Annotated in this window: 22 protein-coding genes; 5 read left to right on the top strand and 17 right to left on the bottom strand. The window is 40.3% G+C overall.

Annotated features, from left to right (window positions below; genetic code table 11):
- Positions 1 to 43: 43 nt before the first annotated feature.
- Together I585_RS16785 and I585_RS16780 are read right to left on the bottom strand one after the other, a co-directional pair.
- The gene (locus I585_RS16785; RefSeq protein WP_010740844.1) at positions 44 to 1819 is read right to left on the bottom strand and encodes an ABC transporter ATP-binding protein; all 1776 of its coding nucleotides are present in this window, start codon (positions 1817 to 1819) and stop codon (positions 44 to 46) included.
- A gap of 11 nt (positions 1820 to 1830) precedes the next feature.
- Positions 1831 to 3549, bottom strand: coding sequence for an ABC transporter ATP-binding protein (locus I585_RS16780; RefSeq protein ID WP_010740845.1), 1719 nt, complete (start codon positions 3547 to 3549; stop codon positions 1831 to 1833).
- Positions 3550 to 3841: 292 nt separating this feature from the next.
- Between I585_RS16780 and I585_RS16775 the strand changes: the two genes are divergently transcribed.
- The 3 genes from I585_RS16775 (at position 3842) to I585_RS16765 (ending at position 8687) form a co-directional block, all read left to right on the top strand.
- A complete protein-coding gene (locus tag I585_RS16775; RefSeq protein ID WP_010740846.1) occupies positions 3842 to 4582 on the top strand; it encodes a methyltransferase domain-containing protein in 741 nt (246 codons plus the stop codon).
- A gap of 19 nt (positions 4583 to 4601) precedes the next feature.
- Positions 4602 to 5675, top strand: a complete 1074-nt coding sequence (gene pepA / locus I585_RS16770) for a glutamyl aminopeptidase (protein WP_010740847.1) — start codon at positions 4602 to 4604, stop codon at positions 5673 to 5675.
- A 342-nt stretch (positions 5676 to 6017) separates the two neighbouring features.
- Positions 6018 to 8687 carry a cation-translocating P-type ATPase gene (locus tag I585_RS16765; protein ID WP_010740848.1) on the top strand — a complete coding sequence of 890 codons (2670 nt, stop codon included), beginning with the start codon at positions 6018 to 6020 and terminating at the stop codon, positions 8685 to 8687.
- A 44-nt stretch (positions 8688 to 8731) separates the two neighbouring features.
- Here I585_RS16765 and I585_RS16760 read toward each other — a convergent pair whose 3' ends face one another.
- From I585_RS16760 to I585_RS16735, 6 genes are all read right to left on the bottom strand, one after another.
- On the bottom strand, positions 8732 to 9463 hold the full coding sequence (locus tag I585_RS16760; protein ID WP_010740849.1) for an amino acid ABC transporter ATP-binding protein: 732 nt from the start codon (positions 9461 to 9463) through the stop codon (positions 8732 to 8734).
- Positions 9464 to 9474: 11 nt separating this feature from the next.
- Positions 9475 to 10128, bottom strand: a complete 654-nt coding sequence (locus I585_RS16755; protein ID WP_010740850.1) for an amino acid ABC transporter permease — start codon at positions 10126 to 10128, stop codon at positions 9475 to 9477.
- 18 nt (positions 10129 to 10146) lie between these two features.
- The gene (locus tag I585_RS16750; protein WP_010740851.1) at positions 10147 to 10920 is read right to left on the bottom strand and encodes an amino acid ABC transporter substrate-binding protein; all 774 of its coding nucleotides are present in this window, start codon (positions 10918 to 10920) and stop codon (positions 10147 to 10149) included.
- 42 nt (positions 10921 to 10962) lie between these two features.
- A complete protein-coding gene (locus I585_RS16745) occupies positions 10963 to 12114 on the bottom strand; it encodes a cystathionine gamma-synthase (RefSeq protein ID WP_010740852.1) in 1152 nt (383 codons plus the stop codon).
- Positions 12115 to 12569: 455 nt separating this feature from the next.
- Positions 12570 to 13370 (bottom strand): 4-hydroxy-tetrahydrodipicolinate reductase, encoded by an 801-nt coding sequence (dapB, locus tag I585_RS16740; RefSeq protein ID WP_010740853.1) that lies wholly within the window; start codon positions 13368 to 13370, stop codon positions 12570 to 12572.
- A 112-nt stretch (positions 13371 to 13482) separates the two neighbouring features.
- Entirely contained in the window at positions 13483 to 14130 is a 648-nt protein-coding gene (locus I585_RS16735) for a hypothetical protein (protein WP_010740854.1), read from the bottom strand.
- A 223-nt stretch (positions 14131 to 14353) separates the two neighbouring features.
- On the opposite strand from I585_RS16735, the gene I585_RS16730 reads away from it, so the two are divergent.
- Positions 14354 to 14575 carry a hypothetical protein gene (locus I585_RS16730; protein WP_010740855.1) on the top strand — a complete coding sequence of 74 codons (222 nt, stop codon included), beginning with the start codon at positions 14354 to 14356 and terminating at the stop codon, positions 14573 to 14575.
- Positions 14576 to 14623: 48 nt separating this feature from the next.
- Here I585_RS16730 and I585_RS16725 read toward each other — a convergent pair whose 3' ends face one another.
- From I585_RS16725 to I585_RS16715, 3 genes are read right to left on the bottom strand one after another with little or no spacing between them, the layout of a single operon-like run.
- Complete coding sequence (locus I585_RS16725; protein ID WP_010740856.1) at positions 14624 to 15259, bottom strand: TetR/AcrR family transcriptional regulator; 636 nt, start codon at positions 15257 to 15259, stop codon at positions 14624 to 14626.
- Between the two features lie 4 nt (positions 15260 to 15263).
- Positions 15264 to 16874, bottom strand: coding sequence for an ABC transporter permease (locus tag I585_RS16720; protein WP_010740857.1), 1611 nt, complete (start codon positions 16872 to 16874; stop codon positions 15264 to 15266).
- The gene (locus tag I585_RS16715) at positions 16864 to 17781 is read right to left on the bottom strand and encodes an ABC transporter ATP-binding protein (protein WP_010740858.1); all 918 of its coding nucleotides are present in this window, start codon (positions 17779 to 17781) and stop codon (positions 16864 to 16866) included. Before I585_RS16715 ends, I585_RS16720 begins: the two co-directional genes overlap by 11 nt.
- Positions 17782 to 18187: 406 nt before the next feature.
- Between I585_RS16715 and I585_RS16710 the strand changes: the two genes are divergently transcribed.
- Positions 18188 to 18730 carry a DUF998 domain-containing protein gene (locus tag I585_RS16710; RefSeq protein WP_244266017.1) on the top strand — a complete coding sequence of 181 codons (543 nt, stop codon included), beginning with the start codon at positions 18188 to 18190 and terminating at the stop codon, positions 18728 to 18730.
- A 48-nt stretch (positions 18731 to 18778) separates the two neighbouring features.
- Here the strand turns inward: I585_RS16710 and I585_RS16705 are convergent, their stop codons facing one another.
- From I585_RS16705 to I585_RS16680, 6 genes are all read right to left on the bottom strand, one after another.
- Positions 18779 to 19543 (bottom strand): acyl-CoA dehydratase activase, encoded by a 765-nt coding sequence (locus I585_RS16705; protein ID WP_010740860.1) that lies wholly within the window; start codon positions 19541 to 19543, stop codon positions 18779 to 18781.
- A complete protein-coding gene (locus tag I585_RS16700) occupies positions 19531 to 20709 on the bottom strand; it encodes a double-cubane-cluster-containing anaerobic reductase (protein WP_034709495.1) in 1179 nt (392 codons plus the stop codon). The genes I585_RS16705 and I585_RS16700 overlap by 13 nt, the downstream gene beginning before the upstream one ends.
- A gap of 525 nt (positions 20710 to 21234) precedes the next feature.
- Positions 21235 to 21732, bottom strand: coding sequence for a GyrI-like domain-containing protein (locus I585_RS16695; protein WP_010740862.1), 498 nt, complete (start codon positions 21730 to 21732; stop codon positions 21235 to 21237).
- A gap of 104 nt (positions 21733 to 21836) precedes the next feature.
- Entirely contained in the window at positions 21837 to 23132 is a 1296-nt protein-coding gene (locus tag I585_RS16690) for a sensor histidine kinase (RefSeq protein ID WP_010740863.1), read from the bottom strand.
- Positions 23133 to 23146: 14 nt separating this feature from the next.
- Positions 23147 to 23860: a LytR/AlgR family response regulator transcription factor gene (locus tag I585_RS16685; RefSeq protein ID WP_010740864.1), complete on the bottom strand. Its 714-nt coding sequence runs from the start codon at positions 23858 to 23860 to the stop codon at positions 23147 to 23149.
- A 245-nt stretch (positions 23861 to 24105) separates the two neighbouring features.
- Complete coding sequence (locus I585_RS16680) at positions 24106 to 24759, bottom strand: TerC family protein (RefSeq protein WP_010740865.1); 654 nt, start codon at positions 24757 to 24759, stop codon at positions 24106 to 24108.
- Between the last annotated feature and the right edge of the window lie 138 nt (positions 24760 to 24897).

Genomic DNA, 24897 nt, shown 5'->3' with positions numbered 1-24897 from the left:
GGCCGTTGTTGAAATCGTTCAGGATTTCAACAACGGCTTTAGTCTATCTAGCATCTTCCAATATATCCTTAGTTTCGGACGTCTCGCCGATCACCCAAGTTTTGGCAACTTCCTGTTCTTTAATCATCTGTGCATACCACCCTTGTTGGCGACACAATTCTTGGTGAGTTCCCTTTTCTCGCACACTTCCCTCATCAAGAACAATGATTTGATCAGCATTAATGATCGTATCTAAACGATGAGCGATTACGACTACCGTCTTTTCAGCCATTAAATGATCCAACGCATGATTGATTTCTTTTTCATTGTCGACATCGAGACTTGAGGTTGACTCATCCAACAAGACTACCGGGGCATCTTTCAGTAATGCACGGGCTATTGAAACCCGCTGTTTCTCCCCGCCAGAAAGTGTAGATCCACCCTCACCGACTAAAGTGTCATAACCATTTTCCATCTGCATGATGAATTCATGACAGTTTGCCAGACGAGATGCTTGAGTCACTTCCTCCATCGTCGCACTTGGTTTGGCCATACGAATATTGTTTAAGATCGTATCATTAAACAGATAAACATCTTGGAAAACACAAGTGATTTCTTCAGTCAATGCATCTGGTCGAATGTCCCGAAGCTTTTCATTTCCCATTCGGATCTCTCCATTATCAACATCCCAGAAACGCGAAATCAAACTAATGACTGTCGATTTCCCTGAACCCGAGGGTCCCACTAAAGCAGTGGTTTTCCCATCCTCGACAGTAAAAGATAAATCATTTAAAACACTCACACCATTTTCGTAGCTGAAAGAAACATGCTCAAAAGTAATTTCATGATCGGCTCCGATAAAAGCATCTTTAGTATAAGGCAATGGCTGCGTTTCAAAAATTTGCCGCAAATTATCTGCCGATTTGGACAGATATTTCAATTCAGGATACAGCATTCCAATTGTCATTAATTGACTAGAAGTCGAGACACTCAACATCAAAACAGCGATATATTGTTCCGGCGTCGAATTGCCCTGAATCAATAAATTGGTTCCCCAGATCAACGCGACTGGAATCATAAAGGACACGATCGTTGAAAAGATCATCACATACGGCATCATTGAGAGTTCCACCCGAATAGATGATTTTTTTAATTCATTAAATGATTGATCCAATCGTTCAAACTTCGTACCGGTCAAGCGATACAATCGGAACGTTTTGATTCCATTGATATATTCCACGACCCGTGAGATCACCGCATTGATCCTTACTCGATGTTCTGGTGCGATAGTGTGCCCAACAGATCCGCCCTTAATCATTAAAGGTAAAGCTACTAAGATCATGACAACCATCACGCCCGCAAAACGAAAATCAATCACTACCGCAGCAATCATACAGACTGATACACTAAACAAGGCTTTAACAAAGTCGGTCAAGTGATGAGTCAGAACTTGTTCAAAATCAGCAATATCCGTCGAAAAATAACTCGTCAACTTTCCAACACTGTTTTGATTAAAGTAGCCGGAGTTTAATCCTCGAACATGTTCAGCCAAGCGCAAACGCAAATCAGTCGCGATCACCGAACCATTCAATTGTAATGAGGCAAAACTATAGCGAGCCAATAATGTCCTGAAAATAAAAACAACCGCCAAAACTGCAATACCGCGGAAGAAGAAACTTTCCGTAAACTGATTCTTGATCAAAGTAACGATGCTCAAAATCATCACCGAATAAAAAAGCATATTCAAAAAAGCATCTAGTACTGCTAACAAGATTGGTGTATAGAGCAGCTTGATCTTTTCACCAATCACCGCCCGTATATTTCTAATCACACTAGTCATAAGTTTCCTCCTTATTTTTCTGTATAAATCTTCCACAATTTAGCGTAGCTTCCGTTGTGGCGCAGTAAGTCATCATGTGTGCCTCGTTCGACCACGCGACCTTGATCAAAGACACAAATTTGATCAGCATGTTTGATCGTATTTAAGCGATGAGCGATCATGATCGTCGTTTTATTTTGCAGCAATTTGTTCAAGGCTAACTGAATTTTCCGTTCATTTTCAATATCAGTAAAGCTGGTTGCCTCATCAAAGATAACTACGGGAGCATCTTTCAAGATCGCACGAGCAATACAGACGCGTTGTTTTTCGCCGCCTGACATTTTAATCCCGGCTTCCGCCATGACTGTATCGTAACCATCTGGCAAACTCATAATAAACTCATGGATCTGTGCCGCTTTAGCTGCTTCATGAATTTCTGCGTCAGTTACTTGATCCTTTCCTACGGCGATATTTGTACGGATCGTATCGCTCAGCATAAAGGCATCTTGAAAGACAAAGCTGATCGCCTGCATTAATGATTCTTCACTAAAACTTTCTACTGGTTGATCATTCAATAAGATCTGACCTTGCTGAATATCCCAAAAACGTGGTACCAACTGTGCCATCGTTGATTTCCCCGAACCCGATACCCCAACAAATGCAGTCAGACTGTTAGCTGGCACCTCTAACGAAACATCGTGCAATACGTCATCTTCCTCATAAGAAAAATGAACATGGTCAAAGGTGATTTTGACCTCATTCAACTGTTCTGAGTGCGACCCAAAATCTTGTTGCGGCAAATCCATGATATCTTTGATTTTCTCTGTTCCACTCAAAATTTGTGAGATCGCCATCGCAAATCCGCTTAAACTTTTCAACGAAGACAGAAACACGATGCTCATAATTAAGAAAAATAAAAAGGTCGGCAAATCAACTGCCCCTTTTAAATAGAGCCAGCCGCCAGCCGGAAAACTAAATAGCAAACCTGATTCGATCAAAATCAAAAACATCCCATAAGGCCAAGCCTGCATTTTTGTACATTCCGTCCACATCTTGTGATATTCTTCAACGGTCGATGAATATTGCTTGAACCCCTTGGCCGTAACGTTAAATGATTTCATCACGTTCATACCATTAATAAACTGCATGATCGAAGAATTTAACTGACCGACTAATTTTTGGTACCAGCCCATGTATTTACTGCTTGAGCGCATCCCGATCATCAAGATGACCGCGCCAATCACGATTGGCAATAATAGACACAACGCTAAAGGGATACTCAACGTGCAGAGATAGATAAACATTAGCAATGGAACTGTGATCGCTTTAGCTAAATCCGGCACTTGGTGAGCCAGCATCGTTTCGATCCGTTCAGTATCTTCAATAATTGTTTTCTTTAATTTTCCCGAAGTCGTCTTAGTAAAAAAACCCAAGTGAAGGGTGGCAATATGGGCACTCAGACGACTGCGAATTTCATACAGCGTATTAAACGCACCGATATGAGACAGTGCCCCGCTGACCATCATCGTCAAAAATTTTACAATAATCGCCACTCCCGCATACATGCCATAACGCATCGCTAAATCCATATTAGGCTGATCACCAAATAAAAACAGCAAGACACGATACAGCATCACTAATGGAACAAAATCCATGATGCCCGAAATAATACTAAAAATTGCTGACGCTAATAAAAGCAAACTCGATTTTCCAGCCAATCGAAACAAATAACCAACATTCGACTTTTCCATAATTTCCTCCTTATTAATGGTAAACTAGGTTCCGTGTATATTTTCGATCTAGAATAAAAATTGTTTTTCTCCTAACCACCACGAACCTAAACTACTGAGTTACTATTCATTCAACCGAGATTGAGAATCGTTCTCAATTACTTCGAAGTATTACATATGTTATCCATGAAGTAAAGCATATTTTTTGACATTCCTTCATTTTTCTGAATATTTTTGCCGTGTTTCATCCATTTCAAATTTATTTTTTTGAGGTGTATACTGAAGACAATTGATGCTTAGAAAGTAGGTTTTTATGTCTGATTTTTTAGAAGACCTTAAAATGTTTTGGAATGATTTCGCCGAAGAATATGAAAACATTCAACAAGAATCTTCTTTTCCGATCGCGGAAGAGCTGCGAGATTTTCTGCTGGCAGAAAAAATCCTGCCCTGTGAAACTTTCTTAGATCTTGCAGGAGGATCCGGTCGTTATTTAACTGTATTACAGAAATACGCCGGAAAATATGATTTAGTAGACATCTCCGAAGAAATGCTGAAGATTGCTGCTGCAAAATCGGACGAAAATGTTCAGTTGATCCAGCAAACTCAGGAAAATTTTCTGAGACAAAACAAACAACGCTATGAGCTGATTTTTTCTGCGATGAATCCTGCCTTGCAAACTAAAACTGATTTTATAGATTTTTGCCGAGCTAGCAATGATTGGTGCTTGCTGCTGCGAGTTGTAAAGGATGAAGACCAGCTCTTCTCCCCTTATGAAGAAAAAAATCCAGAGTTGTTATTAAATGAACGCTATAAAGCATTTTTAAACGAAGAACATATTCCCTATTGGACGAAACGATTTGCATACACAAAAACTGAAGAGATTAGCCGTGATTTTTTTCAAGAATACTTTGCGGATGACTTCTCTTCAAATCAATTGGCAGAGATTACCAAAAAAAATTTTGACGATAAGCAGCAAAAAAGCAATCAGCAGTTTCTCGATTATGAATTGATTTATTTTCATGTACCAAAGGCTTATAATGAGAACGGATTTTAACATTTGAGGGGGAAATTTGATGGAAGAAAAAACATTTCAACGAATCAAAGAATTAACAGAGCTGCAAGGAACCAGCGGTTTCGAGGAAGACATTCGCAGTTATATGCGTAACGCGATCACTCCATTAGTCGATGAGGTTCAACAAGATGGCTTAGGCGGTATCTTTGGTTTGCGTCAAGCTGACGAAAATAAACCGCGCGTGATGGTGGCAGCCCATATGGATGAGGTCGGCTTCATGCTGACAGAGATTACCCCTCGCGGATTATTTAAAGTAGTTCCTTTAGGCGGTTGGAATCCGTATGTCGTTTCAGCTCAACGCTTTACTTTAAAAACTGGCAAAGGCAACTATCCGTGTATCTCCTCCTCTGTCCCTCCACATCTATTGCGGGGAACAACTGGACAAGGACAAGTTAAAGTTGAAGACATTCTTTTTGATGCCGGCTTTGAATCGAAGGATGAAGCATTAGCTTATGGTGTTCTTCCGGGAGATACGATCGTTCCTCAAACCGAAACAGTCAAAACTGCAAATGGCAAAAATATTATCAGTAAAGCTTGGGATAACCGCTATGGTTGTACTGTGGTATTAGAAGCGCTAGAGGCATTAAAAAAGGAAACATTAGATTACACCTTGATTGCCGGCGCTAACGTTCAAGAAGAAGTTGGTTTGCGTGGAGCCAAACCTGCTGTTACAAAATTCCAGCCAGATTTATTCTTTGCGGTAGATTGTTCGGCCGCTGATGATTTAGTGACAACGAATGGAACTTTCGGCCATTTAGGTGAAGGCACCCTCTTGCGCATCCAAGATCCTGGAATGATTTTGCTCCCTCGTTTAAGGGAATATCTATTAGATACCGCGGAGACCCATAACATTCCTTACCAATACTTTGTTTCCAAAGGCGGAACAGATGCTGGTGCAGCTCATACTGCTAACGAAGGTATTCAAAGTACGGTAATCGGTGTTTGCGGTCGTTACATCCACACTCATCAAACCATGTTCAGTATTGCTGATTTTGATGCCGCACGGGAAATGCTGATCCAAGTTTTAAAAGGATTAGACGAAAGTACAATCAAAACAATCGTTGCTGGAAAATAGTTCCTTAATAAAAATTAAATAACTTTGCAAAATGATGATTAACAAGCCGTTTGTTCACTTAAATGATGACTTTCATTTGTACGCCCAGCATTTTTCTTGCATTCAGAAACGATTTCCGTTAGGATTTAACCATATTAATAACTCCTTAGGGGAGTAACCGGCAACTTTGTTGTTGTGATATCAACAGTAAGTTAACCAGCAATGGTTTTCTGGTATCGTATGAAATGGTGAGACCTAAGACAAGTTTAACTACTTGCCTTAGGTCTCTTTTTTTGTCAGTTCTACTTCTTGAACCAGAAAAATTGCCGAGTCTAGTAAATAAAAATCATTGGAGGATATAAATTGACAAAACACGTGTATCAACAAGAATCAGATGAATTAATGAAAGACTTAACCACTGCACCTGAAGGTCTTAGTCAATCAGAGGCGCAGCAGCGGCTGCAAGAAAACGGTCCGAATCAATTAAAGGAAGCGAAGAAAAAATCTTCGCTGACACTCTTCCTAGAAACGTTTAAAGACGCGATGGTGATCGTCTTGCTAATCGTAGCTGTCGTCCAGATGATCATGGGCGCTCATGTTGAATCGATCGTCATCTTCGCCGTACTTTTGCTGAACTCGGTCGTTAGTGTGATTCAAACGAAAAAGGCAGAAGGTTCCTTAGATGCATTGAAAAAACTATCAGCGCCAGATGCCAGCGTTCTTCGAGGAGGACAGGAGCAAAGTATTCCTGCTAAAGATATCGTAGCCGGCGATATCGTCATTCTAGAAGCTGGTGATTACGTGCCGGCTGATGGTCGATTACTTGAAGCAGGTTCGTTAAAAGTCGATGAAGGAATGTTAACTGGTGAATCCACTCCAGCTGAAAAAGAAATCACGACATTAAGCACCGATGTTCCGATCGGGGATCGTCTCAATATGGTTTTTAGCGGAACAATCGTCACTTATGGTCGTGGAAAATTCTTGGTTACTGCCACTGGGAGTGACACGGAGATCGGTCAAGTCGCTGGTCTATTGGAATCAACCACTGAACAAAAAACACCGCTGCAACGCGGCTTAGATTCTTTCAGTAAAAAACTAAGTATTGCGATCTTGGTTCTATCGTTAGTTATCCTAGGCGTTCAATTGCTTCGTGTCTTCTTAGATGGTTCAACAGATATGACGCAAGATATTGTCAACGCCTTTATGTTTGCTGTTGCCGTAGCAGTAGCTGCGATTCCAGAAGCTTTGCAATCGATTGTCACGATCGTCCTTTCATTAGGAACGAAAAAAATGGCAAAACAGCATGCGATCATTCGCAAACTGCCAGCGGTAGAAACATTAGGTTCAACTAGTATCATTTGTACTGATAAAACAGGAACGCTGACCCAAAATAAAATGACTGTCGTCGATCATTTCTTGGCTGATGGACAAAGCGGAGAATTTTCAAATGATCCGAAACAATGGCAAGCAGATGAACAACGCTTGATCGAGATCAGCGTTTTGGCCAATGATGCAACGATTAGTGAGGACGGAACAAAATTGGGTGACCCAACCGAAATCGCGCTGATTGACTACAGCGAGAAGCAAAATCAATCGTATCGCGAACTGCGGAAAAAGCATCCCCGTGAAGCGGAACTGCCGTTTGATTCAGATCGTAAATTAATGTCAACACTCCACACGATCAATCAGCAAAAAATCATGGTGACCAAAGGTGGTCCGGATATTGTTTTTGAACGCAGCTCGAAAGTTTTACTTGATGGTCAAGTCGTTGATTTTACGCCAGAGCTTAAGGCTCGTTTCCAAAAACAAAACGAAGCCTTCTCTGAACGCGCATTGCGTGTTTTAGCTTTTGCTTATAAAGAAGTTTCGACAGATTCATTAACACTAGCTGATGAAGAACAACTTATCCTAGTTGGTTTGTTAGCGATGATTGATCCGCCTCGTGAAGAAGTTTTCCAAGCAGTCGCTGATGCAAACTCTGCAGGTATTCAAACAGTGATGATCACCGGCGACCACAAGACAACGGCTGTTGCGATTGCAAAAGAAATCGGCATCTTCCAGCAAGGCGACCTTGCACTAACTGGTGCTGAACTGGATCAGTTAAGTGAATCTGAACTAGCGGATCAATTAGAGCAAATCACTGTTTATGCTCGTGTCTCCCCCGAAAACAAAATTCGGATCGTCCGTGCTTGGCAGGAAAAAGGAAAAATCTCTGCCATGACTGGTGACGGTGTCAATGATGCTCCAGCTTTAAAGCAAGCAGATATCGGGATCGCGATGGGAACTGGAACCGATGTAGCGAAAGATGCTGCTGCAATGGTCTTAACTGACGATAATTTTGCTTCGATCATTAAAGCAGTCGAAGTTGGTCGAAATGTTTTTGATAATATCAAAAAAGCCGTCGCTTATCTTTTTGCCGGAAACTTAGGGGCGATTATCGCCATTATCTTTGCTTTAGTAATCGGCTGGGCGAATCCATTCACGGCTCTACAGCTGCTCTTTATCAACTTGGTCAATGACTCACTGCCAGCAATTGCGCTAGGTATAGAAAAGGCCGAACCGACAATTATGAAACGTCAGCCGCGTGATCCAAACAGTGGAATTTTTACTGGTAAAACATTGATCTCTGTTACCTACAGAGGAATCCTAATCGCTTTAGCTGTAATTACTGCTCAATGGATTGGGAATCAGCAATCAGCTGAAATGGGGGTTGCGATGGCCTTCTCTACTCTAATTTTAAGTCGGACATTACAAACCTTTGCTGCTCGTTCAAATACTCAAACGTCACTGCAAGTTGGTTTGTTCTCCAATAAAATGGTCTTGCTTGCGATTCTTGTCTGCGCCGGACTATTCAGTCTGACTTTACTGCCAGGATTACGTGAAGTCTTTGCTATTCCAGCAGCTTTTGCTTTGAAGGAAATCGGCTTAGCTCTTGCTTTAGCTGCTTCAGCGGTTCTCTTGATGGAAATCACTAAATTGATTTTAGTAAAAATTCAAGAACCAAAAACAAAAGCACAATTGAATAAATGTTAAGCACTAAAAGAGGCAGCGCCAACTGGGCACTGCCTCTTGATTTTTTATAAAAATTGCTGCAAATATCGCTGAATTCGCAAATTATCACTTTCAAAGAATGCCTGACTGCTGCCATCAAAAGTGACTTGCCCAGCTTCTAGGAAAACAATGCGATCTGCTACTTTGCGGGCAAATTCCAAATGATGGGTCACAACAATCTGCCCATTGCCTGATTCAGCTAAATCCTTAATTACTTGCAATACTTCTTGTGCCAGCTCTGGATCTAAAGCACTCGTTGGTTCATCATAGAGCATAAACTCCGGCTCCATTGCCAGAGCCCGTGCGATCGCTACTCGCTGCATTTGTCCACCAGATAATTGTTTCGGACGTTCCTTGGCTTTATCCAATAAACCGACCGTTGTCAATAATTTTTCTGCCTGTTCACGCGCCTGCTCTTTTGAAACTTTCTTCACCTGCGTTGGACCTTCCATGACGTTTTGAATCACCGTCAAGTGGGGAAAAAGGTTGTATGCTTGGAAAACGATACTGAAATGTCCACGATACTCTTTCAATTGACGAAAGGATAACTTTTGTGGAAAAGAAAGATGGTCTTGATCTATTTTGATCGTTCCACTATCAGGTGTTTCCAATAGATCAATCGCACGTAGTAACGTGCTCTTACCTGAGCCTGAAGGACCTAAGATGACGGTCGTCTCGCCCGGTTGAAAAGTCAAATTTATCTCTTTTAAAACTTGGTTGTTATCAAAACTTTTATTCAATTTCTCGATTGTTAACATCGTTCTTCCCCCTAATAGACCATCCGTTTTTCGAGTACGGATTGTAAATAATTCAAGAAGGTACAAAAGACCAGATAATAAACGGCAACCATGCTATAAAGCAGCAATGGTTCATAGGTCCGTGCTGCAATCCTTTGTGCGGTCATGAAGATCTCAACAATCGTGATACTAGCTGCTAAGGATGTGTCCTTAACGAGACTAACAAAACTGTTGGACAAAGGCGGCAAAGCGATCTTAAAAGCTTGCGGCGCGATAATCCTGGACAAAATCTGCCAACGGCTCATACCTAAGGATGCCGCGGATTCATATTGACCTTGCGGGATCGCTAGTAAGGCGGAACGAATGTTTTCAGAAGCATACGCGCCGGTATTTAGTGAAAAGGTTAAAATCGCGGCCGTCCATGCGTCCATTTGAATTCCAACTGAAGGAAGCCCAAAGAAGACGATGAACAATTGAACCAATAGCGGAGTTCCCCGAAAGATCCAAACATATAGGAAGAAAATTCCGTTTAAAAGGCGATTTTTTGAAATTCGGGCTAAGGCAGTGATTAATGCCAAGACCATCCCCAAAGCAAAAGAGATCAAAGTCAAAGGAATCGTCATTTTTAACAATGCCCAAAATAACGGCAGCGCTGAGCTTTGAATAATATCAATCGTTCGTTCCATCTCACTTACTCCTTCCCTTTACTTAGAAATATCCTTTTTAAAATACTTTTCTGACAGTTTCGTCAAGGTGCCATCATCTTTTAGCTCTTTGATAGCCTTATTGACTTTCTCTGCCAATTCCTCATCACCTTTGTGGAACATCGCGGCAACTTCTGTCGCTTCATCTGAAGTTTTCACGATCTTGATCGGAGCATCGGGCTTTTGATTTAAGTAATCGTAATAAGTCACATCGTCATTCAGCGTAGCATCCGCACGATTATCACTGACTAGTTCCACCGCTTTACTAAAACCATCCACACTCGAAATCTTTGCCCCATTATCTTCTGCCATTTGGGCATAGTTGCTGGTCAATGATTGGGCAGAGGTTTTTCCCTTTAAGTCAGAAAAATCTTTGATCTCGTTATTATCCTTATTCACAATCAACGCAGGATGAGACACAGAGTACGGTGTGCTAAATAAATATTTTTCCTTACGTTCAGGTGTGATCGCTACTTGGTTGAAGACTACATCCGATTTTTTCGCATCAAATGCTGCCAACATCGAATCCCAAGGTGCTTCTACAAATTTAACTTTATAATCGATCTTCTTGGCAACGGCTTTCGCAACATCGACATCATAACCAGTTAATTTGTCATTTTCATCGCGGAATGAAAACGGTGAATAGGTTCCTTCTGTCCCAACTCGCAAAACATTTTTCGAACTTGCTTCGCCACTGTCTTTTGACTGGCATCCCGCCAAAAAAAGGACCCCGACGGCTAATAGACTAGCAACTGCAATTAGTGATTTTTTCATTTTCTTCATTTCCCTTCTAGGTATCTTATAATTATTAAAGAACTATCTTTCTTCATTAAGCACGCTGAAAGCCCGCTCTAGATCTTCTTGTAAATCAGTTATGTCTTCGATGCCGACAGACAAACGAATCAGCCCATCTCTAATTCCAGATATTTCTCTTTTTTCTTTTGGAATTGATGCGTGAGTCATGACTGCTGGTACTTCGATCAAACTTTCGACGCCTCCTAAGCTTTCTGCCAGAGTGATTACTTCCAGTGATTCAACAAAATTGGCAACTTTACTTTCATCAACTAATTCAAAAGCCACCATACCGCCGAATCCACGCATTTGTTTCGCAGCGATTTCATGACCAGGATGATCCGTTAAACCTGGATAGTAAACTTTAGCTACAGCAGAATGGTTTACTAAAAAGTTGGCGATTATTTCCGCATTTTTTTGATGTGCGTCCATTCGTACCGCTAATGTTTTGATCCCCCGTTGCAGCAGCCAGCTATCTTGCGGCCCTAAGACTCCACCAACTGAGTTTTGATAAAATCCGATTCTTTCGGCAAGCTCTTGATTATTCGTCGTCGCCAAACCAGCAACTAAATCACTGTGACCGCCTAAATATTTAGTGCCGCTATGCACCACAATATCTGCACCTAATGCCAATGGTTGTTGCAAATAAGGTGTGGCAAAGGTGTTGTCTACAATTGTTATTAAGTCGTGCTCTTTTGCCCATGCCGCACTCTTTTCCAAATCAATGATTTTTAATAAAGGATTGCTGGGTGATTCCAAGTAAAGAGCTTTGGTATGATCGGTTAATGCGCCCTCAAGTTGCGATAATTCTCGACTGTCTACCATTGTGTAGCTTAGACCTAACGGCTTGAACACCTTTTCCAATAAACGGAAAGTTCCGCCATAAACATCGTCGCCTAAAATCAAATGATCCCCCGGTTGGAATAATGACAAGATCGTATGAATCGCAGCTAAACCAGACCCAAAGGCAAATCCTTTCACGCCGCCCTCAAGTTCAGCGATCAATTCCTCTAAAGCTAAGCGAGTCGGGTTGCCCGAACGAGAATACTCAAACTCTCCTGGCTGTCCTAATTTTTTTTGCCGATAAGTCGACGTTTGATAGATTGGCACGCTGACCGCTCCTGTCAATGGATCTTCACTGATTCCTCCGTGGATCAATTTGGTTGATAAATGCATAATAGTTCCTCCTGTTAGTAAGTTTTTTTGCGTTCATCGATTAAGCAACAACACATGCCGGTTCCCCCTATCTCGAATTTTAGGTACAAAAAAAGAGGTGCAAGCTATTAAAGCTGCACCTCTTGGATTCGTCAAAAAATTAGAAGTTTCCTCTTTTTAAACGAGTTCAGAACAGTTAATAGACATGACAAAGTAGTATGCTGCTTTTTTGCACCATACAACAACATGCTGATTGAACTGTTTGAAAATTACGTTTCGCAATGTTGTTTGCCATGAGTCCTGACCTCCTTAAATGATTGGATTCAATTTAGCATTTACAAAATGAGAAGTCAATCAATAAATTCCCATAAAAATTTAAAATAACTACGTTTAGTTCTTTTATCATTCGAAAATACAGTTAAGCAATCCTATTTTCAATTGATCCGACATTCATCGAAAAATAACGTACTTCTGCTCTAAAATTTTAATACATCAGCGACCGAATAATAGCCCGCTGATTGTTTAGCCAAGAAAGATGCACAATCACAGGCTCCTTGAGCAAAACCACGCCAATCTGTCGAATGATGGCTGATTTCTAGACGTTCACCGAAACCGCCAAAAAGAACGGTATGACTACTTGGCGTATCTCCCATACGAATAGAGTGATACCCAATCGTTCCAGGTTTTCGTTCACCCGTACCTTCACGACCATAGACTGCTGTATCGGACAACTCTGTTCCTAATTCGTGAGCAATCAACTCGCCCATCTCTTTTGCCGTACCACTTGGTGCATCTTTTTTCCAGCGATCATGCATTTCTACGATTTCGATATCTGTCTCTTCTCCGATCGCCGCTGTCGCCAGCTGCAATAACTTGTTCATAACATTTACCAGCTTGGAAGTATTTGCAGCATACAGCATCGGAATCGTCTCGCCAGCTTGCCGGAACAAATCTTTTTCCACAGAATTGAATCCAGTCGTTCCACAGACTAGAGCTTTTTCATATTCTTTTGCTAACTCTAAAACTTCCAGTCCCATTTCCTTTGTGGAAAAATCGATGATAACATCACAGGCTTCGATCACTTTAGACAAATCATCCACAACCGGCACCCCAAGATCACGACCAAGCATGGTTATTTGGCCTAAATCTTGTCCGATATAATCTCTCCCTCTTGGACCAACCCCAGCAACCAACTCTAGCTCCTCACTATTAGCTGCAATCTGCGTGATCAAACGCCCCATCTTTCCACGTGGTCCAACAATAATTGTTTTGATCAATTTTTTTCCTCCTTCAGCAATCAATAAAACGATTTCAAAAATAGTTTACCACGGAAAACAAATAAAAAAATCACTCAAGAAAAATTTCTCAAGTGATCCATAGCCATTATTATTAGAAGAACATTCGTAAAAAGGACCATAAATAACGCAATAACCGAAATAGAATAAACAGGATAAAAATATTCCCAAAGATAAAACTAACGGCATTTCCAGCGCTTGCTTTTAAATTACTCAAAGTAAAGCGGCGTAAAAAACGCGGCATCGAACTGTAGCCATTGCGTTTTAACCGGAAGCTTTCTTCGTAAGTAAGATCAAGCATATCGTAATAGACGATTTGTAATGGTTCTCGAGAGAAGAAGGCTTTGGAAAAACCAACCATCATCGTGTATTGTTTGTTATTGGAAGGCAAGTTGCGCACGCCATTCTTATTGATCCGAACTTTCTCATCGTCGTCTACAACATTGTAGCTATACTCTTCTTCTTGGATTTTATGTATTTGTACCTCTGGCTGATTCTCCTCAAGAAAAGCTTGATAGACTTCTGAAAATTTTTGCTTTTCTAAAAAGAGGTACACGCCTAAACCGGCGATCAACAGCATCAATAAAATATTCAGAAGCAAATTATCCTGAAAAATCCCGCTATATGCCATAATGATGAGCAAAGCAACTCCGCAGATAACAATCCGTTTCCAATAATAATTCTGGTACATGATCTTGATCGTGCGTTCATAATACTCAAAATCTGATGCGGCAAAGTTCATCGATTCGGCCTCCCTTCGTAAACTTATTAAGTTTAGTATAGCGGAGCCACAGTCGGATGTCAGTCCATTTTATTTATTAGCAGAAAAAGTCTTCTTACTTTAAAACTATCTTTAAAAATGAAAGGCCAGTTTCTTTTTTATTCTTTCCTTTAATTATTTCTTTTGAAGAGTATAATGACTAATAGAAAACCGATTACTTTTATTCAAGTGAAGGGGTCTACTTATGAAGATTGCTATTATCCTCTCAACCATCTTAATTGCACTAGTTAATTTTTATCTTTTTTATGTTTATTTTAAAGAGAAAAAAATTGAAGATAAATTAGAAAAATTGGCCGTAATGTTCGGAGCCAATATGAGTGTATTATTTGTCGACAGTCTGATTCTTTTCTTCGGCGCTTTAGTAGAAGAAGGATTGTTCATGATGACTATTTTTTCCGTATTTTAATCCTGCAAACGAAAAAAATCTGCCTCCATATGAAGAGGCAGATTTTTTTTATTGTTCAACAAAGCCGTATTCAAGAATTTTGAGCTTCCGCTTCAAACGTTCGATTGTCGGCATCAAGTCCTCGATCGTTTTCCATTCAGGGTGCTGAGACAACTCCTGTTGAATTTTTGCTGTCTCACTATTTAAGATCGCATAAATCGTTTCAAGAACATCGCTTTCTTGAACATCGGCTCGCAGTGGGAGCTTTCCGATCACTTCATCCGTCAAAGTCATATTACGAGTAACATCCGCATTAAGTCGTTCCATCATAGATTCGCGCAATGGCTCTGGTAATAGCGGCATCTCAGTGTAGGCTTTCATCAGAAAATCAAATTCGATTGGGTATTTTAACTGCAACTCGATCTTGTATTTCGTCGCATCAACCACCATTTCCAATAGGTCAGAGGCATTGGTCCAAACTGAATAATCCATTCGCTGATAGAAAAACTCCGACGTATACACATATGTCGCTTGATACAAACCACCTTTATTCCCATAATAGTGAAACAGCAACCCCTTTGATACTCCTGCTTCTTCAGCAATCTGATCAGTTTTTGTTTCACGATAGCCAGATTGACCAAATAGTTTGGCACTGGTCGCTAAAATATTTTTTTCTTTTTGCGGATCCTTAACTACTTCCTTCATCCAATCACTCCAAGTCCCGCTTATTGTAGCCTACTATACCGATAATCGTCAAAATGAGAAATGCAGCAAATAAGAGGAGCGTCACAGTAACATCTAACTTTTCAGTCGGTACTTTTCCAACCCAACCTAAAGGGGAAATATTCGCCACATCATCCGAGAGATTCAATAATGGTCCAAACATTTTTACTAAAATACTGGCCGCTAAATAAACCCACAGAACATTGGTCAATTTTGGCAATGCTCCTGTTAGGAAAATTGCAATTCCAACAAAAAATAAGACAGCTGGTAAAAATCCCAACATGGTTTCCCAAAAGTGCTTCATCGCGATTGGATTCGCTAACGTGCTGTTTCCAACAAAGAATGCTCCGGCTAAAGTTATCGCAAACACGACTACACTAACAAGGATTCCTACACTAAAATAGCTCAAAGCCAAACGCGTCTTAGAAATACTTTTTGAATGAAGGATTTCCAAATAGCCTTTCTTATCATCGGATTTCAACCGGAAGATGATCAAAATACCGCTGATAGCTGCGATCGCTACGAAAAATAAAGCCAACATATTCAGGAAGTTTAAAATCAATTCCCGATTGGCCGCATTGATTTGTGTCACACCGAGAATTTTTCGATAGGTCGGATTCGATCCGATGATATCACCAATTGTACTGAAGATTGACCCATAAGCAGCACCCAAAACAAAACCGCCAAAAATCCAACCAATAATACTATTGCGCTCAATCGATAAAACTAATCCTAATGGCGAAGACAATAATTTTCCGGCTTTCCCATGACCATTGCGAGTACTTAAAACACCGCTGCCAATATCCCGTGTACCAACAATCTTGATTGCCATCGCTAGGCATAATACTCCTAAAACCAGCATCATCACAACAGGCAACCAATGATCATCCGTATAGATTGCCGTTTTTTGAATCCAGCCTACTGGTGAAAGCCACGTCCATTTCGGATCACTGACATCTGTCATCATCCGAACGATATAAAAGAAACCATACAAACCGTAACTCATGAAATTAGCACTGCGAGAATTATTCGCCAACTGCGCTATCAATAAACTGATAAAACCAAACATGATCCCTATGCTTGCGATACTGACACCCATCAGAATATCGCCTCGCATCGTTGCCCCATTCAGCTCCGCAGCAATCAGACTGACGACGTATAAAAGGCCCATCAATCCATTGATCAAAAGAATTTCCAGCGCCGTTGCGTAAGTTGGTGCCAAGCGTCCAACTGTCCGCGACCGAATCATTTCCAATAATCCTGAGTCTTCTTCAGCCCGAGTGTTTGAGATGGCCAATGAGATATTCATAAAGACCATAAACATCCCCATGAAAACTAACATTTCCGAGGCGAAAACATTAGCCGTCGTGTAGGGTTTCGTTGCCGAAAATTCGCCAAAAAGCGAGACCATCGCTGGTGTTTTTAACGTTTCAACGATCGCATTAATATCTGTCTGGGTGCCAAACAAAACATTGAATTTAGTAGCTGCTGAAGCAAATAGTCCCACTAAAATAGCGATCCAAACAAGATGCTTGATCCGATTTTGCTTCAGGTTGGCTCTTAGCAAATAACCCGTTTTTGCTCCGCTACCCTTCATGAGAATCAGCCCCTTGTTTTTCATAATAACGCATAAATAAATCTTCTAACGTTGGCGGTGTAGAGGTCAGATTAACGATTTGTTTTTCCGCCAAAAAGTTCATAATTTGAGTCATCTGTTCCCGATCAACAGAAAGTACCGCTTGCTGGTGTACTTCCTCAGAAAAATCAACTTTGTGCACGCCCGGCAACTGTTCCACCCCATCTAGCGGCATTTTGGTTTCTACCGTAATCTCCATCCGCGTTAAGTGACGCATTGAAGTCAAGTCGCCTGTCTCAATGATTTCACCTTCTCGAATAATTGCGATCCGGTCACACATCTTTTCAACTTCGGATAAAATATGACTGGAGAGCAGAATACTTTTACCGGCTTCTTTTAATTTCATGACTTCTTCTTGAAATGATTTCTCATTTAAGGGATCTAATCCAGAAGTCGGTTCATCAAAAATGTACAACTCGGCTTCTTGGGACAAGGCTGCCACTAAAGCAATTTTTTGACGGTTCCCCTTCGAATATGTTCGCGCTTTTTTCTTTGGGTCCAACTGAAATTTTCCAATCAAATCTTCTGTCTTCTTCGTACGCTTCTGACCATTCAATCGTAAGAGCAAGTCAATAATCTCGCCCCCAGTCAAATTCGGCCAAAGATAGACATCGCCGGGTACATAAGAAATATCTTTATGAATCTCGGTATCATCTTTCCAAACATCTTTGCCAAAGATCGTTGCTTGTCCACCAGATTTTTTCAACATGCCTAGCAGAATTCGAATCGTCGTAGATTTTCCTGAACCATTTGGTCCAATAAAACCTAAAACCTCGCCCTTATTCACATCGAAAGTAACATCTTTCAACGCCTGAAACTTGCCAAACTTTTTTTCCACCTTACTCAATGACACAACTTGATTTCCCATCAATTTCACCCCTATTTTGAATGGTTAAATTTCTCAATCGCGAAAGTGCAACAGCTTGTCTTCACGGTCCAACCAGTAATAGAACTTATCTCCTTACCATATCTCTATACCGTGAGAATACTCTCTTTTGACTCGTCGGTCAATGACTAGCGAGTCAATTTGAAATCAAAATTTTTCAATGCGGGAAGGAAAATGAAAAAGACTGACTTCCCCTTATTTCTCGTGTTTTAAACAAAAATACAGTATCATAAAGAAAACTTTCGTAAGGAGCATTCGATGACTTTTTTGAAGAAACTTTTCCCGCTATTTTTAATTCTCGCAGTTGTCGGTGACTTTTCATTGCCTTATTATTTAGGACGTTTCTATCCTGGTTTTGATCAAGCAACGATGATCATTAGTCAACTTGGTGAAGCAACCAGCCCTGTTCAAACATATTTTAATCGCGGCTCGATTGTTACTGGTACTTTGTTTGTTTTATCGAGTTTTTGGCGTATACAGTTTTTTTCAGTCAGAATCAAAACGTTTAGCAAAAATCTTGGCGGGGGCCATTGCACTCTATGGTTTTGGCGACTGCATTCTCACTGGGTTAGTAAAAATCAGCGATTCGGCCAGTTTCTTTAGTCCAGCCTATTTTTTGCACGCTGCTTTTTCAGGATGCTCCATGGTGGCAATGATGTTTGTCCCATTATTGTTGGCCTATCAGGCAGCACTCAAACAACAAAGAGCCACGGCGATTTTCTACTCTATCTGTCTAATTGGTTCGATTATTGCCTTGATTCTATTTGCGGCGTATTACTTGCCGCTGATCGGCAGATTCCTTTCTTCTACACGCGGCTTTTGGCAGCGGCTTTCCCTGTTCTTCCTTTACCTGCCGGCACTTAGTATTGCTATTAGACAATTCGCTTCATTTTTTAAAAATTCATCGACCAAAAGTCGAGAAAATAGCTAGACAGGACAAACAAAAAGGATGCGGCTGTTTTTAGCCACATCCTTTTACTCATCTTAATTTTTTTAAGCCAATCTGTGCCGCTCCAATCGCTCCGGCATATTGAGACAACTCATCTCGCCTTACTGGTGCCGCTACATATTGTTCTAGGACTTTTGCAAAGGTAGTACTTTTCGAAAGGCCACCTGTAAAGAGCACTTCTTCTCCGCGAACAGGTCTTAGTTTGGAGTATTGACTGCTGATCCGTTGTGCTATCGAGTGTAAGACACCTAATGCAATATCTTCTCGATCCTCTCCCTTTGAAATTAAACCAATAACTTCTGATTCGGCAAAAACCGTACACATACTATTGATCGTAACTGGTTTTGCACTCTGAACAAATTGATCCAAATCCGAAATATCTTCACCTAAGGTTCGCATCATAACTTCGACAAAACGTCCGGTTCCCGCGGCACACCGATCATTCATACTGAATTCCACCACGTTGCCTTTGCCATTTAGCTGAATTGTTTTGCAGTCTTGACCGCCGATATCAATCACTTGTTTCACTCCGGGATGGAGGTATTCCGCCCCCTTGCCGTGACAAGTAATCTCTGTAACCACCAAATCGGCAGGCAGCAGCTTCCTGCCATAACCGGTCGTCACAAGCTTCAAATCATTCAGCACATAACTTCGTTTAAAATAATCAACAACATCCATCATAGCACCTTTTGGATTTCCAGCGGTCGGGATCAAATATTTATCGATGAACTCTTCGTTTGAAAAAAGCACACCCTTTGTAGTCGTAGAACCAGAATCTAAACCTATTGTGTACATACAGCCTCTTCCTCTAACATTTCGATAAACGCGGTTACGCGGGTGTTGATTTGTTCGATATCTGAAGTTGAATAATCTGTCTCCAAATACATGTATGGAATATGTTTCTCTTCATTCAAGAAGCGTTTGATTTTTAACGATTCGACTGAAAATGGAATACAATTTTGCAGGACCATATCAATCACGCCATCTACTTGATAATCATCGATCATTTGGCTAAGCAAATCTTTTCGCGGCTGGTTGTTCGACATACAGGCACAACCGATGTTAATGTATTTATCCGTCAATGCCTGATAAACATCTTCTTCGTTTTCATCAACTAAACGTTCAACTGCTTTAGCCACTGTACAGTTTTCATAAGCAACCACTAATCCGCCATTTTCTTCGATCGCACGAATAACCTTTTCTGTAACACCGCCCATTGGTGAACCAGTTACTAAGATCCGCGGCTTAGCATCCAACCGTTCGCCGGCCTCATATTGCTGTTTGACCTTCGCTGTCGTTTCTTCCAGCATTTGGATAACTTCTTCTTTGTCGAATTTATATTGCGAACCGTACATAACTTTGAAAATTTCTTGTCCGCTGATTGCGGGCGGATTTAATTGACCGAGACGATAGAAGTTTTGTTTCGCTTGACGCTCACGATTTTTCAACACGATCGCTTCGTGGATTTTCTCGTCAGTAATTTCCACTCCCAAGAAATCTTCCAGCTTTTCTTTGAAACGGACCATCTCGCTATACCAAAGCTTTTTGCTGGCTTCGCTATCTCTCGTATGAGGCAGATGCATCAAATACGTATCTTTGAATTCCTCCATATACTCATACATTTTCTTCTTTCCGTCACAAGTCGTTTCTCCAACCACTAAATCGGAAAAATAAAAATACGGGCATTTATCGGTCTTGCCAAAACCATAACTCGATTTAATCAGTGGGCAAAGATTCCGCGGCAAATCTTCCTCTGCATCGGGAATCGTTTCATCCGAAGTTGAACACAGACTGATTTGGATCGCACCGCCAGCTAATACCAATTCCTCCGGCATAAAGGTACAATACACACCTACGACTGGTTTGCCCTGTTCTTTAATATCCTTAACCGCTAAAAAGCCTTGTCTTCTGGCCTCGCCAAAATCATCAAACATCTCTGGTAAACTTGTTTTTAATTCCACATTATCCATCCCTTTCTCATTTTGAGGTATTTCTTTTGAACTACAGGTAATTTTGCCAAGCATAATAACGTACGCATTGGACACAGCAATTCAGTATTTTTCCTCAACAGAAAAGAGCACACCAAAAAAGGCCTGCTCCTGGATAAGTAGCTATTTAAACGTATCCGAGGAGGAAAAATATTTGGTTGACGCGCTTAGAACCTCTAAGTTTTCTGGCACTCAAAGTCATCGTCTAAACATTATTTCCACCTCCTGATGCGTTTCAGTCAATTTTTTCATTGATGTCCCCATATGACATCCGTAAAGTTTGTGTAAGCATTTACAATATCTAGCTACAGTATAACGAAGGCAAAATGTCCCCGCAAGGCTTCCAAAAGAGAATCGTTCTCATTCCAATGCAAATATTCAAACAGATTAGAAATTAGAATATAAATGGGTTTTGAGCTAATCTTTTTAAAGAATTATTTGATTTTCTACAAAAAAACGTTCAAAATCATAAAGATCTTGAACGTTGTCTAACTCGTTTTATTTTCTTTTAACTGGTACCCAAATCTCCATGTTTTCACCTTGCGTATAGACTTCTAAATCTGGGCCTCCGGATGATATTTCGCCTGTCATGTAGCCTGTATTCAACAGCTCAAATTCTTCTGACTCAGGTCCCCATTTTGTGACAATCTCGATTTGAGTCGTGCCAGCCGTTTTGCCTGTGCATGGGAAAACAGCCCAAGTATTCGCAGGTACTTCTACTTCTTCCATCCCTTCAGGTGTTTCAGCAGTCGTGGCCGCAGCGATATAGTAATCAAATTTTTTACTATCTTCGGGATCAACATTATAGAAACTCGCGCCGATCACACCAAACGGTTCCCGATCAATCAACGGGGCAACTGCCTCCTGCTTATTTCCCGAAATAAAACTATTCCAGAAGGCTTCGCAATCTTTCATCCCTTGCTGGTTTTCGTTCGTGGACCCCATTTTCACGCCGACTAATTTGAAATTCTCCAATTCTACGATTCTGTTTTCCATTTTTCATTCCTCCAATTAGTTGTTTGTTTCTCTTTGCTACACTCATAATTTAGCATTTTAAATGGAGGTTTTTAGCAGCTTGTCATGTTTGCTTAGGTTTCTCGTCATGTTTGCTCGAACAAGTTGAATGATAGGTTAAATGAATAATCATCGCTGGCATAATTTAATTGTCCATGATGCTTTTCGATGATCTCTCGGATTGATTTCATACCAAACCCATGATTAGCGGAATCTTGTTTTCGAGTCGCTAAGGACGTGACTCTTCCCTCAGTACTATTTTCACAGGAAACGACCAATGAATGATTGAAATAGATCATTTTTAATTGAATATATTTTCGCTTCTGACATTGTTCACAGGCTTCACGGGCATTGTCTAAAATATTTCCGATCAAAGAAGACAAATCTGCATCGGAAAAGTTCATTGTTTCTGGGCATTTGATTTCGAACTCACAAGTAATCCCCGCTTGCTTGATTAATTGATAATGGAGACGCAGTAAAGCATTTACTCCAGTATGCTGAGTAAATGAAGGCAATTCACTTGAATCTAGCTGCTGAATCAAATCATTAATTTGCTGATTCGCGGTGTGCTCATTATTCATATCCAAGTAACCGACAATCGAATACAATTGATTCTTCAAGTCATGCTTTATTTTTCGAACCTCTTGTTGATGCTTTTCGACCTGTTGATAATACTCCTCCAATAACTCATGCCGCTGCTCTTGTAATTGGTATTCCTGATTCTTTTTGTATAGATTATCTGACATCTCAAAACCCAGATAGAACAGGCCCAGCAATAAGATGAAGCTTCCCATTAAAAAATAATCCTTAGTCAAAAATTGATTCGTGCTCATCACACTGATGACAAGTATTCCTAAGGATAGGCTGCAAATAGACGCAATCAATAACTGAATAATCGAGAAATTCCGCTGGATTGAGATATCTCTTTTCTTTCTCACCGACCAGAAAGAAAAGATCAAGAGAAAATTGATCAGCATCGCAATTCGGTTCCCAACTCCACTCTCAACAATGAGATTCAACATATTATCGATGGGGAAAACTATCCGCGCCAAGAATGCTAAAACGCCTTCACTGATGACTGTAAATACAATAAACAAGATAGCAACCAAACACTTTTGATACCCTCTCCCTTTAAAGAAAAATTGAACACAAATCATAAAGAACAGTGTGCTAAACAAGTTGAGAACAGGTCGTAAATTTCCTGCATCCGGATTATTCGCAAAAATATTAATAAAGTAAAAAGGAATGACCGCTAAATAAATTAGTAAAAAAAGAGCGCGTTTTGGAACCCAGGACTTCACTGGAAAGAAGCTGGAAAATAATAAACCCGAATTTAATGTACATAAAATTGTAACTGGAACAAAATTTTCTAAAAATGCCATTAGTATTCCTCTCTTTAGCGTGATAAGACAAACTGTTGAAATTGCTGATGGAAGGAAGCATGAAATTTTTTACTAATCGGCAGTTTTTCACCAGCTTTTAAATAAACTGAATTGCTTTCTACCGTGTTCAAGTATTCAAGATTAATGATAATCGAATTATGAATCTGGGCGAAAAGGATTCCCTGTACTTGTTCACGTGCATCCTTCAGGGTTCCATAATACTCATAGGTTTCTCCTTCGGTCGTATGTAAAAAGATTTTTCGACCAGAGCTCTCTATGTAACTAATTTGAGATAAAAAAAAGGTATAAATCTTCTTTTGTGCCACGAACTGGAAGACCCCTTTACGCTTCTGTAAATAACGAACCGCTGAAGACAAAATACCTAAAGCCTTCTCAGTTTCAAAGGGTTTGACAATAAATTGAAATGCCAATACTTCAAAAGCTTCTGACATTAATTCCGAATGGCTCGTCATAAAAATAATCACCGCATCTGGATCTGTTTCTCGAATTTGCGCAGCCGTTTTTAACCCATCTGTCCCTGCCATCTCGATATCTAAAAGATACATATGAAAAAAGTTGGGCTGTTGTTCTAAGAAGTCTAACAAAGCATCTCCTGAAAAGAAAACCTCTGTGTTGTATTTACCTGTCTCTCCATGGAAGACTTGATCAACTAATTCTTCCACCTGACCACTCATTCGATGATCATCATCACATATAGCTATATTCATCTGCCTCTCCTTTGTTAGCGTTTTCTTTAGTATACCTGAGTTTCTGCCGTCGTTGTTTTCAAATTATCATTTCAGTCCTGATTCTTTTGAATTTTTTGTATATAACTGTCCGTTGACGCACTTCTAACTAACAGTCTCGATACTAAGTTGACTCTGTACCAAAACAACAAATAGGAAGTTTTTAGTAAATAAAAAGAACCGCTGCAATTGATTTGCAACAGTTCTGCTAATGTTAAAACATTTAATTAAGATTTTTTGCGATTAAATAGGAAATACATCCCTGCCAACAAGACACAAGAAGCAAGGGAAATAATATGACCATGACTTAAGCCGTGTAAAATATGGGCGATAAAATTATCCTCTACCAGCATTGATCCTGCTGTGTAAGCAATCAATAGAGCACCGATCCAAATCAGCCAAGGGAAACGATCCATTAATTTTAAGATAATCTGACTGCCAAAAATTACGATAGGAATACTAATAATCAGGCCTAAAACTGCCAACATAAAGTGTCCATCCGCCACACCGGCAATCGCTAAAACATTATCCAAGCTCATGACCAGATCGGCAATAATAATCGTGCGAACTGCTGATAAAAGTGTTGTTTCACTTTTGACATTCGCTTCTTCCCCATTGGATTTCAACAAATCATAGGCGATATAAAATAAGAGGATACTCCCGATAATTTTCACATAAGGTACAGTCAACAATTCCACAGCAATCAACATCAAAAGAATTCGCAATACGACCGCACCGGCAGTCCCGATCACAATCGCCTTATTCTGTGAGGCCGCTGGTAATTTTCTTGTTGCCAGTGCAATTACCACCGCATTATCCCCGCTTAATACTAAATTTAATACAATGATCGAAAGAACCTTCGATATTATTTCAATACTCATTAGAACACTCCACATTTCTAGTTCATTTTATCGATTTATTCCAACTATAAAATGTTGGATAAATAAATCATCTTGTCTAAAATACCACTAGTTACTGAAAAAAGCATGAAAATGAACTAATGATTCTGTTTGAGTGTT

Source organism: Enterococcus malodoratus ATCC 43197, assembly GCF_000407185.1.
Taxonomy (GTDB): domain Bacteria; phylum Bacillota; class Bacilli; order Lactobacillales; family Enterococcaceae; genus Enterococcus_A; species Enterococcus_A malodoratus.
This window is presented reverse-complemented; position numbering and strand designations above follow the sequence as displayed.